The 16,298-nt window shown below is 63.9% G+C and carries 16 protein-coding genes and 2 pseudogenes; 7 read left to right on the plus strand and 11 right to left on the minus strand.

The window, feature by feature from the left end:
* Positions 1–133 precede the first annotated feature (133 nt).
* The 3 genes from MMSP_RS27415 to MMSP_RS07125 all read left to right on the plus strand — a co-directional run bounded on the left by MMSP_RS27415 (position 134) and on the right by MMSP_RS07125 (position 1,456).
* On the plus strand, positions 134–715 hold the full coding sequence (locus tag MMSP_RS27415; RefSeq protein ID WP_036426281.1) for a hypothetical protein: 582 nt from the start codon (positions 134–136) through the stop codon (positions 713–715).
* A gap of 101 nt (positions 716–816) precedes the next feature.
* A complete protein-coding gene (locus MMSP_RS07120; protein ID WP_011738542.1) occupies positions 817–1,005 on the plus strand; it encodes an antitoxin in 189 nt (62 codons plus the stop codon).
* Positions 1,006–1,009: 4 nt separating this feature from the next.
* Positions 1,010–1,456, plus strand: coding sequence for an SRPBCC family protein (locus tag MMSP_RS07125; protein ID WP_015357076.1), 447 nt, complete (start codon positions 1,010–1,012; stop codon positions 1,454–1,456).
* Positions 1,457–1,567: 111 nt separating this feature from the next.
* Here the strand turns inward: MMSP_RS07125 and MMSP_RS28105 are convergent, their stop codons facing one another.
* Both MMSP_RS28105 and MMSP_RS28110 read right to left on the minus strand, forming a co-directional pair.
* Positions 1,568–2,086, minus strand: a complete 519-nt coding sequence (locus MMSP_RS28105) for a hypothetical protein (RefSeq protein WP_232022655.1) — start codon at positions 2,084–2,086, stop codon at positions 1,568–1,570.
* Positions 2,087–2,091: 5 nt separating this feature from the next.
* Complete coding sequence (locus MMSP_RS28110; protein WP_232022654.1) at positions 2,092–2,565, minus strand: EspA/EspE family type VII secretion system effector; 474 nt, start codon at positions 2,563–2,565, stop codon at positions 2,092–2,094.
* Between the two features lie 420 nt (positions 2,566–2,985).
* Here MMSP_RS28110 and MMSP_RS07135 point away from each other — a divergent pair.
* Positions 2,986–3,758, plus strand: a pseudogene (locus tag MMSP_RS07135) (VOC family protein).
* A gap of 70 nt (positions 3,759–3,828) precedes the next feature.
* The gene (locus MMSP_RS07140; protein ID WP_020786062.1) at positions 3,829–4,263 is read left to right on the plus strand and encodes a hypothetical protein; all 435 of its coding nucleotides are present in this window, start codon (positions 3,829–3,831) and stop codon (positions 4,261–4,263) included.
* Between the two features lie 62 nt (positions 4,264–4,325).
* Here the strand turns inward: MMSP_RS07140 and MMSP_RS07145 are convergent, their stop codons facing one another.
* The 9 genes and pseudogenes from MMSP_RS07145 to MMSP_RS29515 all read right to left on the minus strand — a co-directional run bounded on the left by MMSP_RS07145 (position 4,326) and on the right by MMSP_RS29515 (position 13,215).
* Positions 4,326–4,742: a VOC family protein gene (locus MMSP_RS07145; RefSeq protein WP_020786063.1), complete on the minus strand. Its 417-nt coding sequence runs from the start codon at positions 4,740–4,742 to the stop codon at positions 4,326–4,328.
* A 16-nt stretch (positions 4,743–4,758) separates the two neighbouring features.
* Positions 4,759–6,279, minus strand: coding sequence for a carotenoid oxygenase family protein (locus tag MMSP_RS07150; RefSeq protein ID WP_020786064.1), 1,521 nt, complete (start codon positions 6,277–6,279; stop codon positions 4,759–4,761).
* Position 6,280: 1 nt separating this feature from the next.
* The gene (locus MMSP_RS07155; RefSeq protein WP_020786065.1) at positions 6,281–7,516 is read right to left on the minus strand and encodes an acetyl-CoA acetyltransferase; all 1,236 of its coding nucleotides are present in this window, start codon (positions 7,514–7,516) and stop codon (positions 6,281–6,283) included.
* Positions 7,517–7,769: 253 nt separating this feature from the next.
* Positions 7,770–9,038, minus strand: a complete 1,269-nt coding sequence (locus tag MMSP_RS07160; protein ID WP_084472663.1) for a PPE family protein — start codon at positions 9,036–9,038, stop codon at positions 7,770–7,772.
* A gap of 8 nt (positions 9,039–9,046) precedes the next feature.
* A complete protein-coding gene (locus tag MMSP_RS07165) occupies positions 9,047–9,346 on the minus strand; it encodes a PE family protein (RefSeq protein ID WP_011742041.1) in 300 nt (99 codons plus the stop codon).
* A gap of 313 nt (positions 9,347–9,659) precedes the next feature.
* Positions 9,660–10,463 carry a DUF3298 domain-containing protein gene (locus MMSP_RS07170; RefSeq protein WP_020786068.1) on the minus strand — a complete coding sequence of 268 codons (804 nt, stop codon included), beginning with the start codon at positions 10,461–10,463 and terminating at the stop codon, positions 9,660–9,662.
* A 658-nt stretch (positions 10,464–11,121) separates the two neighbouring features.
* On the minus strand, positions 11,122–11,592 hold the full coding sequence (locus MMSP_RS07175) for a cupin domain-containing protein (RefSeq protein ID WP_020786069.1): 471 nt from the start codon (positions 11,590–11,592) through the stop codon (positions 11,122–11,124).
* Between the two features lie 289 nt (positions 11,593–11,881).
* On the minus strand, positions 11,882–12,022 hold the full coding sequence (locus MMSP_RS29760; RefSeq protein WP_369797346.1) for a hypothetical protein: 141 nt from the start codon (positions 12,020–12,022) through the stop codon (positions 11,882–11,884).
* Positions 12,023–12,387: 365 nt separating this feature from the next.
* Positions 12,388–13,215 (minus strand): annotated as a pseudogene (locus MMSP_RS29515) (class I SAM-dependent methyltransferase).
* A gap of 978 nt (positions 13,216–14,193) precedes the next feature.
* Here MMSP_RS29515 and MMSP_RS07195 point away from each other — a divergent pair.
* Positions 14,194–15,525, plus strand: a complete 1,332-nt coding sequence (locus MMSP_RS07195) for a PPE family protein (RefSeq protein ID WP_020786074.1) — start codon at positions 14,194–14,196, stop codon at positions 15,523–15,525.
* A gap of 267 nt (positions 15,526–15,792) precedes the next feature.
* A complete protein-coding gene (locus MMSP_RS28130; protein ID WP_036426283.1) occupies positions 15,793–16,296 on the plus strand; it encodes a hypothetical protein in 504 nt (167 codons plus the stop codon).
* Positions 16,297–16,298 lie beyond the last annotated feature (2 nt).

Below are 16,298 nucleotides of genomic sequence, written 5' to 3' on the forward strand. Positions count from 1 at the left end.
CACCATCCCGCAGATCCCGCTGACCATCGGTGGAGGCGGAATTCTCAACATCCCCATCACCGGCGCCATCACCGGCCTCACCGTGTAGTCCTTCACAGTGCACGGGGTCGGGAGCGCCGCCACACCGATACCGGTGAATTTGCACCTCAATGTCGATGGAGAGTCCGGAGGGGCGACGGTCAGCGTCCACATCCCGAATACGGATGTCAGCTTCGACGTCCACGTGGACGGGCTACCGATCACGTTGGATCTGCCGCTTGACTCCGAGGTGCGTCCCATCGTGGTTCCGGACATCCCCATCAGCCGAATCCCCATCGTTCTTTCGCTGGGCGGCGACTCCACCTCGCTCAATACCGCGATCGGCGCGGGCATCGGCCCCATCTCCATTCCGATTCTCGATCTGCCGACGGCGCCTGGCTTCGGCAACGCGACCGATAGCCCGTCGTCGGGATTCTTCAACTCGGGTCCCGGGGGTGTATCGGGCTTCGGCAACGTCGGCGACACCCTCTCCGGAGTGTGGAACTTCGGCTCCTATGCCTCCGGACTGCAGAACTATGGCGGCAGCCTCCTCTCGGGTATCACCAACCTGGGTGGCGCAACCTCTGGCGTCGGCAACACCAGCGACCTTGGCCTGGCGATAGCAGGCGTTATCTCCGGTATCGGGAATGTCGGCAGTCAACTGTCCGGTCTTTTCCTCGAGGGCTCCGTGCCCTAGCCGGCTGTCGAGTGCGGTAGTCAACGGTCACATCGCTGACTCTGACAAGTAGGGTTTCCGGGCAGACGCTGACCATCCCCGAGAGAAACGGACGGTTGCACATGGGAATCCTGGACAAGGCGAAAGACCTGCTGGCGCAGAACGCCGACAAGGTCGAGACGGTGATCGACAAGGCCGGCGAATTCGTCGACGAGAAGACCGAAGGGAAGTACTCCGACACCATCCACAAGGTGCAAGAGGGGGCCAAGAAAGTCGCTGGTCCCGGCGCCGCGGGCGAGCAGCAGAACTGATCACATGGCGAAACTTTCCGGGTCGATCGACGTGCCGCTGTCTCCGGACGAGGCATGGATGCACGCATCCGATCTCTCCCGCTTCAAGGAGTGGCTGACGATCCACCGAGTGTGGCGCAGCACGTTGCCCGAAACCCTCGAAAAGGGTGCGGTCGTCGAATCAATCGTGCAGGTCAAGGGCATGCACAACCGCATCAAATGGACCATCGTGCGCTACCAGCCGCCGGAAGGCATGACCCTCAACGGTGACGGGGTCGGCGGCGTCAAGGTCAAGCTGATGGCCAAGGTTGCAGCCGGAGAAGAAGGCTCGATCGTCAGCTTCGACGTGCACCTTGGTGGGCCGGCTCTGTTCGGTCCGATCGGCATGGTCGTCGCCGCGGCGCTGCGCAGCGATATCAACGCATCGCTGCGGAACTTCGTCACCGTATTCGCCCCGCCGGCTGCCGGCTAACCCGAGGCGGCTCCGGCCGCACGTGGCTGGCTCGTAGCCACCTTGTTGACGCGGAGGCCGAAATCCGTTCCGTCGGGGCCGGCGGAAGGCAACTTCGAGTGCTCAGGTGCGTTATTGGACGCGCTGCTGGGGCCCTCCTGGGTGCCCGGCCCTGGCGCCCACCGGAGCGCGCGGTGCGTCGGTGGGGCCCTCCGCGGTGCCGGGTTTGTCGTGGGTCAGTGCGGCGATCAACTGTGCCTGTTGGCTGGCTGTGTTGGTGAGTTTGGCGAGCGCTCCGGTTGTCCCCGAGAGCCCGGTGAGCCGGCGCAAGGGTGCGGCTAGCTGAGCCATCGCGGGTGGCGTGGCCAAGGCGGCCGGTTCGGGCAGTGTCGGCAATCCGGCCAAGCCGGGGACGGGCAAGTCGGGTGCACCGAAGTCGGGAAAGCCGGGGCCCGGCAGCGTGGGCACGCTGAATTCAACAGAGCCGGGCAAGTCGGCCAAAGCCACCGAGATCTCAGCTGCCTCGGGGAGCTGCCCGGTGCGGTCAAACAGACCGGCGACGTTGAATTCCGGATCGGATTGTGACGGCGGGAGGGGCGCACCCGCCAGCCCGGGACCCGGGTCGGACAGAGTTGGCAAGGTCGCCAGCATGTCGGTCAATTTTTTGTCGCGGAATGCAATTCACTGTGGTCCTGGGATGTGGTGTTGCACAGATCGACCAGGAAGCCGCTCAGGACGATCAACGCAACCGCGCATGCGGCTATCGCGACTTCCATCGAAAGAGCTTGGCCTTCGGGGCCATCCATCAGTTCATACCAAAGGCAAAGCGCGAACGTACCGATGAGCGCGATTCTCTCTACGATCAGGACATCGCGAACCCTTTCAATCGCTTTGGCTTGGGCGGAAACCAGCTGGCTGGTTTCATGGTCGAGATCGCCCATCAGCTTCACGCGCTGTGACTGTGCGAGGTTTTGGGCTAGGTAGGCCTGCGCCGCCAGGCCCTGCCAGCCGTCGTCGGGGCCAAGAGCGGCGATTTGGGCACTGAGTTCATCGAACTTGGCGCCGCTGGCCGCCAAGCGATCGCCGTTGTCCGGGGTCCCGTCGCCAAGCGATAGCTCCAGAGCGGTCATCAATCGCATAGTCCAACCGCAAACGCTGGATCCGCGCCGGCCCTCCGCGGAGCTTGCTACCGACTTTTCTCGTTCGAGTAGCCACTCAGCCAACTCCCGCGAATGCTCCAGCCACGTTTCCTGCGCCAGATCGCACAAGATCTGCCAAATGTCCACGGGTTGCCCTTCCGGTCGCCTGCCAGGGGGATAGGACCACCGCGGCGCGTTATCGAAGAGAATGCTCGTCAGGGTGGCCTGGGTCAAGCTGGTCAGCACGGATGCGTAAGTACTAGAACGTCATTCGGTGATCAGGGGTGGGTGATGACGGCCCCTCATCGATGGCGGATCGGGTTAAACTTCGCGACTGCCGATGAGTTTCTGGATCGGTCGTGGTCCATATCTGTGAACCCGCATCCGGGCCCACACACTAGGGAGGTCATCGTGCCCATCCGTAACGCCGCGCCGCTAGGCGCCCCCTGCTGGATCGACCTGACGACATCAGACATCGACCGCGCCCAAGACTTCTACGGCACGGTTTTCGGCTGGACGTTCGAGTCGGCGGGACCCGAATACGGGGCTACGTCAATGCCGCCCGCAACGGCCATCCGGTCGCCGGCCTGATGGCCAACAATCCCGAATGGCAGGCGCCGGACAATTGGACCACCTACTTCCACACCGCTGACATCAACGCGGCGGCCGCCGCGGTGACCGCAGCGGGCGGCTCCAGATGCGTGGACCCCATGGAGATACCCGCCAAGGGCTTCATGTGCATGGCGACCGACCCGGCCGGTGCGTTCTTTGGGCTGTGGCAGCCGCTTGGGCACCGTGGATTCGAGATCATCGGTGAGGCGGGCGCTGCGGTCTGGCATCAATTGACGACCCGTGACTACCACCCCGCGATCGGCTTTTACCGCCGACTTTTCGGGTGGCAAACCGAACAAGTCGGTGACACCGACGAATTCCGCTACACCACCGCGTCCTTCGACGGTGAACAGCTCCTCGGGTTCATGGACGGCGCCAGGCTGCTGCCCGAGGGGGTGCCATCGCAGTGGAGTATCTTCTTCGGTGCCGAGGATGTCGACAAAACGCTGCAGATGATCGCCGACAACGGTGGAGCGGTGGTGCGCGGCGCCGAAGACACGCCCTACGGCCGGCTGGCCGCGGCCAGCGATCCGACCGGGGCGAACTTCAACCTCTCGTCACTGCGGGCCTAGCCCGACGACACCACGCTGGCCCGGCGGTCGGTTGCCCGGGCCCGGGTGGCATTCGGCTAATCTCGCAATCATGACTCGCCGCTTGCGCCCTGGTTGGCTGGTCGTCCTGTTTGCCGCGGTCATGGGAGCCAGCGCCTGGATGCCGTGGCTAACCACGGCGGTTGGTGGCGGGGGTTGGGCGAATGCCATCGGCGTTGCGCACGGCAACCTGGAACTACCGACCGGCTTCGGCGCCGGCCAGCTGATCGTGTTGCTGTCCTCGACGCTACTGGTGGCCGGCGCCATGGTGGGCCGCGGTCTGTCGGTCAGGCTCTCTTCGATTGCTGCCCTGGTTATTTCCTTGCTCATCGTGGCGCTCGCGGTGTGGTACTACAAACTCAACGTCAATCCACCGGTGTCGGCGGAGTACGGGCTCTATGTTGGTATCGGCAGTGCGGTGTGCGCGGTGGCATGCTCGCTGTGGGCGGTGGCCGCCGCCGCGTTCGGCGGTCGATCGACGCGCTGAAGGCCTCAGCCGGAAGGGAATTCGTGAGTTCCCGACGCGGCGCTTTCACCGGGTTCGTTGACTCAGTACACGAAGGGCGCGAACACCACCTCGCGTCCATCCGGATCACGGAAGGTGACCGCTCCCACGGCTTCCCAGTACGGGTGCTGCTGGACTGGTTCGATCGCCGCCTCCCTGAGGCGTGCGATAGCCGCTTGCTGTGCGGGCTGGTCGGGGAAGTACAGGCATAGCTGTTCGTGGTGATCGACCGCGACGGTGTCGACCGACTCGACGATCTCGAGCGTCAGATTCCAGCTGGGTAGCCCGAATATCGCGCCGTTGCTGCCGAAACTGTCCCCGAACGTCTCGAAGAGCGGAAGGCCCACCAGTTCGCGGTAAAACCGGACGGTCTCTTCGAAGTTCGACGAGCGGCGAGCAAACCGCATGGCGCCGATCGAGGCAAGTTCATGGGGCCAATGGGTGTGCCGGCGTCGCTTCATGTCCGTTCCTTGGCGGTTAGAGCCCGATAGCGCTGGGCGCCGAGTCGGCATGGTGCCAGCGGCGCAATTCATTACCCGGCACCCATGTTGAATGGGTTCCGCTGGAAATGCGTTCCGGCAATTCCAGTTTGCACACCGGGCCGTCGGCGATTCGGGCGGCGTCGAAGACCAGGCAATACGAGGCGTCGTCGTTCATGTCGGTGGTCAGGGTTACCAGGTAGCCGTCATCTTCGGCCGAACTGCCCACCCGTGGAGCCATCTGGGTCTCACTGCCATAGACACCTTCCCCAAACGAAATGCCTTCCTGATTGCCGGTCAACAGGTCATGTTTGACCAAACCGTCGAACAGGAACCAGCCCGGTTTGCCGGTGGCCGCGTAGGCGTAGCGATATTGGCGGGCGGCATAGTCGGAATTGATGGTCCCGAACTCGGTGATGGACTCGGACAGCCGTTCTTCCTTGACCGCGCCGGTGACCAGGTTGAGCCGCCATCGGTGCAATCGGGTCTGCAGGCGATCCAGCGCCAGGAAGCGGAAGAGCTTTTCCCACTTGGTGCTGCTGGCGCTGGTTTCGAGGGGGTGGGGCGCGCCCTCGAAGAAGCCGTCGAGCACGATCGCGTCGCCTTCCTCGTAAGCGTTGGTGAAATGCAGGACGAAGGTCGGATCCGCCTCGAACCACCGGATGTCGGCAGTGCTGCCCCGGCGGGGGATCACCGCGAAGCGCGACGGCATGTCCGGGTAGAAGCGCGGCAGATGAAGGTTGTGTTCGAGCAGCTGCGGATCCCAGAAAAGGGGGAAGTCGTTGAGGATGGCGTAGTTCTCGGTGAAGGCCATGTCATGCGGCAGCCTGGGCCCGGGCAGCGGGATGTCGACGTAGTGCGCCAGCTCGTTGTCCTGGTCGACAACGCCGTAGCGCATGTACGGTTCTTGCTTGCTGTAGTTGAAGAAAAGCAGCTCGCCGGTCTTGCCGTCGACCTTGGGATGCGCGGATACGCCCCAGTCGAACGGGAAGTGTCCGCTCCAGGTCTCTTTGCCCAGCGTGGTGGCCGACGACGGATCCACCCGGTAGAGGTCCCCACACTGGTAGAAGCTGGTTAGTGCGATGCCCCGGTGCACGATGACGTCGGTACTGGACGCGTCCTTCATCAGCGTGCGAGCACCCCAGCCCTGGTCACGCTTGGCCAGTTGTATCGGCTCGGCCAGTCCGGGCCACCGCGGTTCGCCGGCCTCGTTTTCCGCCCGGAAACCGTCCGTCTGGATAAAACGGTTGCGGTAGAAGGCCTTTCCGTCACGGAAGCCGACCACGTGCAGCATGCCGTCTCCGTCAAACGGGTGATAGGTCTTGAATGCCGGATGCAGTGGATTCTCGGTGTTGCGCAGGTAGACGCCGTCGAGGTCATGGGGGATCTCGCCCTCGACCACGGTCAGGTCGTCAGCGTTCCATTCGGTGGTTTGCGGCCGCCACGGCCCGGTGCGATATGGGTGGTCGTCGTCTTCGGGAAGAGTGGACAGATACTTACCGACGATCTCGACATCCATGTCATGTGTCCTTGGTTGTGCTGACAACGAAACTGACGGTGGTGGCGGTGCTGCCGCCGAAGTTCAGCGTGCCGAACTTGGTCGCGTTCTCAACCTGATAGTCGCCGGCCGCGCCGCTGACCTGCTTGGCTGCATCGAGCAGCATTCGTACGCCGGAAGCTCCGACCGGGTGGCCGCCACCGATCAGTCCTCCGCTCGGGTTGATTGGCAGACGTCCGCCGATCTCGATCTCACCGTTTTCGATGGCCTTCCACGATTCCCCCGGGCCGGTCAGCCCGATGTGGTCGATGGCGAGGTACTCGCTGGGGGTAAAGCAGTCATGCACCTCGAACCCGTTGAGGTCATCGAGCCTCACGTGTGCGCGGCGCAAGGCGTCGAGCGCCGCTTTCCGCACATGCGGCAGCACGTATTGACCCGACTCACCTTGGGCCGGGCGGTCGAGTTTCTGTTGCAGACCCAGCCCCACGGTGCAATGCCCCCAGCCGTCGATGCGGCCGATCGGGCGCGCACCCGGATGGTCGCGCAGATAGGCATCGTTGACCAGGACCAAACCCGCGCCACCGTCGGTCATTTGACTGCAATCCAACCGCCGCAGCCGGCCTTCGGTGATGGGATTGGTGGCATCGTCGTCGGTGATTGGATCCGGGATCGTCCATCCCCGAGTTTGGGCGTTGGGGTTGCGGCGCGCGTTGGCGTAGTTGAGTTGGGCGATGCTGCGCAGGTGCGTGTCGTCCAGGCCGTAGCGTCGGTCATATTCGTCGGCAACCTGCGTGAACACCGACGGCCACAGGTAACGCGCCTCGGCACCCTCGTGTCCGGTCCAGCCCGCCGCGCCCAGATACTGTGCCGCGGTATCGCCGGGCACCGTCTTCTCCAGCTCGAGCCCGACGACGAGCGCGCTGTTGTAGAAACCCGATCGCAGATCGGCGATCGCGGCCAACGTTGCCACGCTGCCCGACGCGCATGCCGCTTCATGACGGGAGGCCGGGGTATCCCAGAGGCCATCGGACTCCGTCGCGGGCATCGCACCCAGATGGCCCTGCCCAGCAAACATCTCGCCGAAGGCATTGGCGACATGTACGACCCCGATGTCGGCGGCCTCAATCTGGGCCGCGGCCAGCGTGCTCGGGACCACCTCAGCGGTTAGGTCCGCAAAGTCGCGGTTTTCCTTGGTGAGGTTGCGGGCGAAGTCGCTTTGATAGCCGCCCAGAATCCACACACCCGTTGTGCCGTCCATAAGCGGCACGGTACTCCTGGTCGGCGTGCGTGCTCCTTCATATCCCGAGAGCCGTGTCGAGGACCGCAAAAGCGTCGGGAATAGGCCGGAAAAAGTCGGTCCCGTCGGCTCTCGGGCTGAACCGACGGGACCTAGGTAGGCGTATAGGCCGGCCGATACGCCCCCCTTCGGGGAAACATTGCCATCCGCGGCCGATGACAAACATGTTCGGCGAACCCGGCTTGGATTGGGGGGAATCGATGGCTGGGATCGGTCAGGGGCGGGCGGCCGGTGGCCCCCCGGCCGGCGGCGGTTTCTGGATAACCACCACCGTCGGCTTGCGCTGTGGCTGTTCGTCTTCGTTGGTCGCCGACTCGCTGGGGCTACGACTGCCCGCGCCGGTCGCGCCGCGTCCGGCCAGACTCGCCAACGCCATCCCACTGAGCAGGCCGGTCGGAGCCACGCCGCCCATGTCGGGACCGGCAGGCGCGCTCAGCCCGCCCGCGCTGGGCAGCGACTCGGCGGCCAACCTGATCTCGGGGGCGGCCATGGCCCAGCTGTGCGGCACCGACAGGGCACCGACCAATGCCGCATGTCCCACGAACGCCGAGGTGGGCACGACGTTGGGCGCGGACACCAACACCTCGGCGTCGGGCCGCTCCGTACCCAGGGTGTTGCCCTGTGTCGGTGCCACCCCACCGCCGTTCGGTTGGGCGTGGTCATTGTTGGTGCTGTAGCTCCAGGGCCTGGCGGTGTTCACGGCGGAAAGGCTCAAGCTGGCTGTCGCGGCGACCGCGATGTAGGCGGCCAACAGGTCCAGTTCGCCGACCGGGGTGGGGATGGAGATCGCGGCCGGTGCCGCCAGGTCCGAACCGGCCGGGATTGTGGGTACCTCCGCCGCGAGTCCCTGGGCCGTATCGGTAGCCGCGGTCGTCGGCTGACTCGCGGTGGTTTGCGCGGTTGTGCCGGCGGCCGCGGCGCCCGCTGCCGTGCTCGCCTGCGCGCCGCTTGGGTCGGTCGACTGTACGGGGGAGGTGAACGCGGCCAACGTCGACGCGGCCTCCGATGCCGCCGAGTACTGGTACATGACCGCGGCGTCCTGGGCCCACATCTCGGCGTACTCGGCCTGCAGCGTCTCGATTGCCGGAGTGTTCTGTCCGAGGACGTTGGCAACCACCAATGACGCCACCTGGCTGCGATTGGCCGCGATCAGCGGCGGTGGCACAACGACCGCAAACGCCGTCTCAAATGCCGTCGCCGCCGCCCGGGCCTGAGCGGCGGTTTGGCGAGCCTGCTCGTTGGCAACGGCTAACCAGGTCGCATACGGTGCGGCCGCGGCCGCCATCGACGCCGATGCCGGACCCATCCACGATTCGAGCGTGAGTCCCGAGACCACCGAGGCATAGGACGCGGCGGCGGAATTCAATACCGTGGCAAGCCCATCCCAGGCGGTGGCCGCGGTCAGCATGGGCGCTGCCCCCGGGCCCGCATACAACAGGCCCGAGTTAACCTCAGGTGGTAAAGCCCCGAAGTCCGTTGCCAACACCTTCCTTAGCCAGCCGCAATCACGTTCGCGGCCTCGGCGGCCTCGTAGGACTGGGCGCCGGCGGCCAGCGCGGCGACAAACCTGTCGTGAATCGCCACGGCCTGGGCGCTCACCATTTGATAGAGCTGGGCATGTGCGCTGAACCGCGCGGCGGTCAACGCGGACACCTGGTCGGCCGCCGCTGGCGCCACGCTGGTGGTGGGAGCGACGGCGGCCGCGCTCTGCGCGCTGACCGCCGAACCGACCTCCTGCAAACTCCCAGCCGCCGCCGCTAGCCGCTCCGGTTGGGTGACGACAAAGCTCACCAGGTCCTCCCAACTCCCATCGCCCATCTCCGACCAGCCGCCAGTTCCCACCGGTCCCATCAGAAGCGCCAAAGCCGCTGGTCTGAAGCCACGCCATCTTCCATGGTTGAGAACCCGGACAGCAAAGCAACTCCCTGGCTGCAGGGTACTTGCTCTGGTGCGCGCCGGGCCCGGGTTTGGCCTCGATCGTTATTGGATTCGAAGAATTCTGCTCTCGGTGCGTCCGGCACAGGTCGATGTGGCGTCGTCGCACGCTGGGTTGGGCACGCGAGGTGCGTCCACAGCAAAGCCCCCGCGGCGGTGGATTGGGCCCCTAGTCGTGCTCCAGTGCCACCATGTCGGGCGCCAGCACATCGGTGAGCGCCGACCAGGGCACCGTGATCACCGGAAGCCCGTGGCCAAACTGGTAGTCGAAGAAATGCAGCTCGATGCCCTGCGATGTCGGAATCCAGTTGGCGAAGTTCTCCGCGATGGGCCTGTTGCCGGGCTCGTCGAGCATTGGGCTCGGGCCGCCGCCCCACACCTTCGGAAAGATCAGCCTTGTTTGCTCGGAAAGCCGCTCCAATCCCGCCTGTTCGTTTGCGAACAGGTCGGCAAGGGTGATGGGCTTGGCGCTTCGGCTATCGATAACGATGGTGTTGACGTAGTTGTTCGGGTGCGCGGCCTCTTTGGCCGAGTGAACGCCGGTGATGACTTCTGCGATGGCGACGGGGCGGAATGTGACCGCCGAATGTGATTCGAAGTCCCACTGGGTATCGGGGCCCGTCTCGGCGCGCATCTGATCGAGTTGCTGATGCCCCGACGCGTCGCTGGCCTGGTTGAAGGCGTCTCTGACGCCGGCATCGCCGCCGGCGAGCTGACCGATGTTCACATCCCATCGGCCCAGATTGTCGGGGGTGGCGCCGGTAACCGAGACCATTGTCACCTCGTAGGTCTCGCCGTTGGACACCCCGGACTTCGCGCCGGCGGCCGCGGCGGTGGTTGGCGACGTCGTCGCCGTCTCGCTCGTCGAGGAGGAGGCGGCTGTCGTCGGCGGTGAGGCGGTCTGGGGGGCACACCCAACCAGGCCCGCAGCGGGCAGCGCGATCGTGATTGCGGCGCTCAACAGTTGCGACATTCGGGCAGCCCGAGATGCAAGGCGTGCTGGGATCGGAAGCGCTGCAAAAAGATTCAATGATTCGTTATCGCTTGCGTATGGGCGTTCGACATCTGGATCGTACACAACGCCGTCGACCAAGCAAATCTCCGGGTGACGAGCCGGGCCGCGCGGCCGCGATGGCTAGCTCCTGCTCTGATGCTCCTTCGGCAACAGCGCCGCGACGTGGCGGATCTTGCGTCCGCAAAGCGCAACCAATCCGGGTACCGTGGGCGCGAAGCAAGAACGGTCCGGGTAGGTTGCGCGCGCATGGAGTGCGTGATGGCTGAACTTGACTGGCTTGCAACCTAATTCGTGGCATGCGTCGCGTACTGTTGAAAGGCTGCCTTTCTAGATGTGGATCACGCTGCTCAGCGCTCTTTTGCGGCAGCTGGCACGACTCCGGCATCGATGGGGATGAATGACAGTTGTCGGTGGGCATTTTCGCTATCGGCAACATTGCAGGACCGCGCCGTGGACGGGCGCCGTGGCCTGTATCCGACCGCATCCGAAGATTTTCCACCGCCAGTCGGTCCAGCTCATCGACCTACTGGAGGTGCCCCTGGCGGAGCGGGGCATCGAGCCGGACCTCGCAGTGGCTCCGTCCTCTAGTGGTCGTGATCGGACTGGCTGATGCGTATCACGATGGGTCTAGCGTGAAGTCGGCAAAGTCAAAGCCCGGCACCACCACACAACTGACCAGGGTAGGTTCGTCGCCGAGGGGCCAGGCGCGTTGCCAATGTCCGGGTGGAATGAGAAGCTGCGGACGTTGTCCGGCTCCGATGTCTTGGCCAATTACATGTCTTGTCGCAGTTGATTTTTCGTCTCCCATGTCCACCGCCAGTGGGCTGCCGCGATGGAAGAACCACAGCTCGGCGCTGGTCACGCGGTGCCAAGCGGAGTGCTGGTTTGGCATCAGCAGGAACAGGATCGCGGTGCCGGCGCTGCGTGGGCCGTCGTATTCGGCTGGCAACGAGGACTGGCCGAGTGTCAGTGCACTACGCCAAGTTTCGCGGAACCAGCCGCCCTCGGGGTGGGGGGATAAGTCCAGACTTCGAGCCCAGTCCGGCAGTGTCTGCACCGCCGTTGATTCGTCGCGGTCGTCAATCATGTCGAAGGTTTGTGGGCTCCTCGTGCCTTCGAAGTTAGGTATGCCGCATTGATCTGGCCACTAACGGGCACGAACTGTGCGTTAGATCACATGCTGGAGGTCGCGGACTCCGAAAAGGCAGTGCGCCAAGACATTGTCGAAATCGTTATGAGAGCGCGGGGGAGAATCGCTGGGCTGTCCGCCGGGGCGGCGCTAAAGGGGTGGGCTATAGCGGGTTGTTCGAGTGGGTGTCGACGGTTCGTTGGTCGCGCGGGCCGGGTAAGGCGGGCGCCAGACTGCAATGCCGGCCCTATTGGTGGTTCCTGTGGCGCTTGGCGGACCAGGCTCGGCAGACCATCAAGACCGCGAGTCCTCCGGTACTGATCAGACCTAGGGCCGAGCCGTGACTGCACACATTGATCACGAACAGGACCAGCGCTAGCCCGGACATCGCTGCGTAGAACGTCGCGCTGTACTGGGGTTTCCTCGTCCCGCGCGCATCCTGGTCGTCGTTGGCGCGGCTGGGATTGGGTACGCCAGTCATCGTTGCATGCGAGTCCGCGTGCTCTCGGCGTGGTCGGTTGCGTCCAGCCCGGCAGCGGCCGCAGTCGGGCCAGCGGTGATTTGACCGATCGCGGCGGTTTCGGCGCGGGTTCCACCAGTACGGGTTGTGGTCACGACCCCGACGCTGGAAGCGTGAGTACAGTCGTGGGCGTCGACATAGCGCCAAGGCGAACCGGCTGGCAGCAGTGCATGACCCATTGTGCAGGTGTTGAGACAGGTCGTCGCGGAGCCGAGGGTCTTGCGTCGAAGTGGTTAACGCTTGATTGCTTGAACGGTGTAGGTCATCGGAATCCGGTCGCGATCTTCGGCGAGGATGAATTCGCCGTCGTAATCTGGGCTGGGGATCATCGCATCTCCCAACGGATTCCATGGGACTTCGCGATGCTCTTCGAGGCCGGTAACCATCAGCCCGGCGGCGGTGAGCGCGGTGAAGATCTCGCCGAGCCCATGATTGAAATGGATGATCTGGGGTGAGGCGACAGTTCCGTTACCGGCATAGGTTTCATGCTCGACGAACGGGATGCCACTAGTTTCAAAGTATGGGTATTCAACGACGACAAGCCCGTCGGGCCGCGGATCGCTGAGCGACCACAAGAACGGATGGCCCTCGCGCATGAACAGCCTTCCACCGGGCCGGAGCAGGCTTGCGACAACATCGGCCCAGCGGCTGATGCTAGGAATCCAGCACAACGCCCCAAGGCCGGTGTAGACGAGATCGAAACGCTAACCACCGAGTGCTTGGACCGCGTCATAGACGTCGGCCTCGACGAAACCGACATCGGCCCGGGCGCGCATCGCCAGGTCCCGGGCGGCTTGCAGCGCGGCAGGGGAGAAGTCCAAGCCCACCGTTGATCGTGGCCCCAGCCGAGACAGCGAGACCGTATCGGTGCCAATGTGACACTGCAGATGGGCGATATCGAGGCCATCGAGTCGTCCGAGCCTCGGCAGGTCATATCGAACTTCTGCAGACAGAAAATCGGGATCGTCGAAGCTGTCGAGGTCGTATCCATTGGGCCCGGTGTGCAGCGGCACGCGCGACTCCCAATTCGCCAGATTCAGGCTGCGCCAACTGGCGGCCATCGGACGTTGTGACACGTCATCCATGCCGACAGGATTGCATGCGCGGAAGCTGCTCCCCGACTCGCACCCAGCCGCAAGTTCCTCTCGCCAGGCATGGATGCAGTGGATGATCGGTTTGCTGTCGTGGCCTGCCCCGTATCGGCGACAGTATCGCAGACCGGAACGCCAGCCTGCCCGCGGACAAGCGGGCCATGTCCGTCTCCGGCCGGGCCCGTGCCCGGCATCGGACGGTCGAACTTTTCAGGTCGACTCGAACGAATCGACAAACCACTGGCAATAACGGACTGATACCGCCGCGCGGCCATGCCCACCCCCTTCATCTAAGGAGTGTCAAAGATCACCCCTGCGACACCGGCTTTGGGGGAGCCTGCAAGCTCACCTGGTATTGGTCGCGAATGAGGTCCTGAACCGGAGATATGCGCCAATCGGTACCGCGGGAAACCATGCCGGTTTGCAGGTTCACCCGCCGAGCACCGAGCGCAGATCGGCGTTCGATTTCGGGATCCGCAACGAGCGTGGCCCCGGCTGCGATCGAGGGCTGTGAGGCGCCCCACAATGGTTGCCGCACAGCCAGTCCCGGGCATGGTGAAACACCTAAGTGTGTTGGTGGATGATAGCTTGTAGTGCATAGGCCGTGCTTGTCCAAGGCTTGGACAAGGGTGACCCCGGGTTGACGTGCCCGTGTCATCTGGGCTTTTCAGTCGGCGGTCGACATCCATGAATCGAACGCCATGACCATGGTCGCCCGCGGCACCGCCGAAGCTCCCGAGTGGGACGCCTCGGCCGCCCGCGACTTCCTTGAGAGAAAGGTAAGCGTCTGTTGTGTAGCAGTTTTCGTCACATGCCACCCGCGCGCACATCCAGCCGAGTAACGGTCGACGTTGTGGCTGGTCAGCGGCTGGTGGGTCTACGTGGTCGCCTGCGATCGGTCGGCGTCCCTCGTGGTGGCCGCGACGTCCAGCTCTCAGGTGATCGATCATGACATCGCCGGTATGGATGGGTTCACCGCCAGAGGTGCATTCGGCGTTGCTGAGTTCGGGTCCGGGTGCGGCGTCGTTGCAGGTGTCGGCGTCGGCGTGGACGCCGCTCGGCGCCGCGTATTCCTCGGCGGCTGACGAACTCACCGCCGTGGTGGTCGTTGGTGAAACCGAGACGTGGGAGGGGATGGGTGCCGCGAATTATGCGGCTGCGCACCAGCCGTATGTGGCATGGTTGATGAGAAACGGAGCCGAAGCCGAGGCGATGGCCGCCGAGCATGAGGCGATGGCCGCCGAGCATGAGGCGATGGCCGCCGCGTACTGTGCAGCGCTGGCGGCGATGCCCACGATGGGCGAGTTGGCCGAGAATCACCTCACTCACGGTGTGTTGCTCGGGACTAACTTCTTTGGCATCAATACCGTTCCGATCGCCGTCAACGAGGCCGACTACGCGCGCATGTGGGTCCAAGCCGCAACTACCATGTCCGCTTATGACGCGGCCTCAACCGTGTTTGCGGCGCGAGCGCCACAAACGACCCCTGCTCCACGACCGATCCGCTCCCTTGGCGACGACGCCCCGAATGTGTTGCCACAGGCTGCAAACGTGCTGGGCAGCTGGTCGGATTTTTGGGAAGAATTCGTGTACAATTTCTTCGATATCTTCACTTATGCCTGGGATTCCATAGCATTGCTCGGCATGGATATCGGCGAGTACCTGGGTGACCCCATCGGCTTCTTGATAGCGGGGGTCATCGGCTTTTTTGGGGGCTTCGCGTATGGAGCTGTGTCTGACGCGGTGGCTGGGCTTCTCGTGGCGCACAGCGTGTCCGAGGCCGTGGCGATCTCGCTAGCTCTCGCCAGCGTGCTCGCGCTGGATTTTGCAGTGACCGCGATGGTGCTAAGCGCCGTTGCCGTGCCACTTGCCGCCGCGATCGCTGTGCCAATCGCATTGCCGATCGCATTGCCGTTGGGCATTGACGCGTATGTCCGGGGTTCATCGGACCTCGGTGTGGGCGTGGCAGACGCTGGTTTGCGGAGTGTGAGTGTGTCGTCGCAAACGCAAAACATTGACACTCCAACGCAACTGGGAGGTCTTGCCGGTGTTCAGTCGGTGCCTGGGCCGAATGATGCCGTGGCGGGTATCGATCAAGATTCTGTGAGGCATGGGTTGGCAGGATCGGTGGGTGTGGGGGATGTGCAGTCGTGGGGGTTTGTCGGGACGTCGGGTTCAGTGAGAGGGGAGCCATCGGGCTTGTCGATGTTGGGTGCTGAGTCCGGGGGCCTGCGGGTGCCGGTGTTGCCGTCGTCGTGGGATCTGAGTTGGTCGAAGTGATCGGCTTTGATGGCGGCTTGTTGGCCGTGCTACGGCCACTGCTTCGTCACCGTCTCAGTGTGACTGGCGCGGCCACAACGCCGACCCATCCAGCACCCACCCGCCTACTTGTCCTGGACCTAGTAATGACTCCCCAGTGGCACAACCTCGGGCACGGTCCAACCAGTAGCCATCATCGCTCGGCCGTCCTGCCAAGGTTCCTACTGGAACCCGTTGCCTTGTAGCGTCTTTCGTCCAGATCCCCTTGTCCGCCGCGACCATAGTTGCGTGTACGGTGAGGAGGTGCGTGACGCAAATGTGTGGATACCTCGCTTCATCGTCGCAGTCTCATTGTCGCTGGCTATCGGCACAGCAGCGTGCGATCGACATGAACACGCCACCAAGCCAATCAGCACCTCTCCAGCGCAGGATATTTCCTCTCCCGTAGAGCACCGAATCGTTGAGCTTGCAATTTCGGACATCTCAACGCAGCTTGGCATTCCAGTCGGTCTCAACGTCAGGCGCCTGAACGCTTCCGGAACGTGGGCGTTCCTGTATGGCCAGATCGTCGCTGGCGATGCGGGCAAACTGGACTACAGCGCTACCCCATTCGCGGATGCGGCCGCCAACGGGCTCAAGACCGATACCTATGCGGGCCTATTCCAGGCCAGCGGCGGCGATGCCAATCAACGCTGGACTCGTGTCGATAGCGCCATTGGGCCGACTGCTTTGGCCTGGAGCGATTGGGCCGTGCGGTACGCGGCACCGGCAGAGATATTCGATACACGATAACG

It is taken from the genome of Mycobacterium sp. 012931 (assembly GCF_000419295.1).
GTDB classification, from domain to species: domain Bacteria; phylum Actinomycetota; class Actinomycetes; order Mycobacteriales; family Mycobacteriaceae; genus Mycobacterium; species Mycobacterium marinum.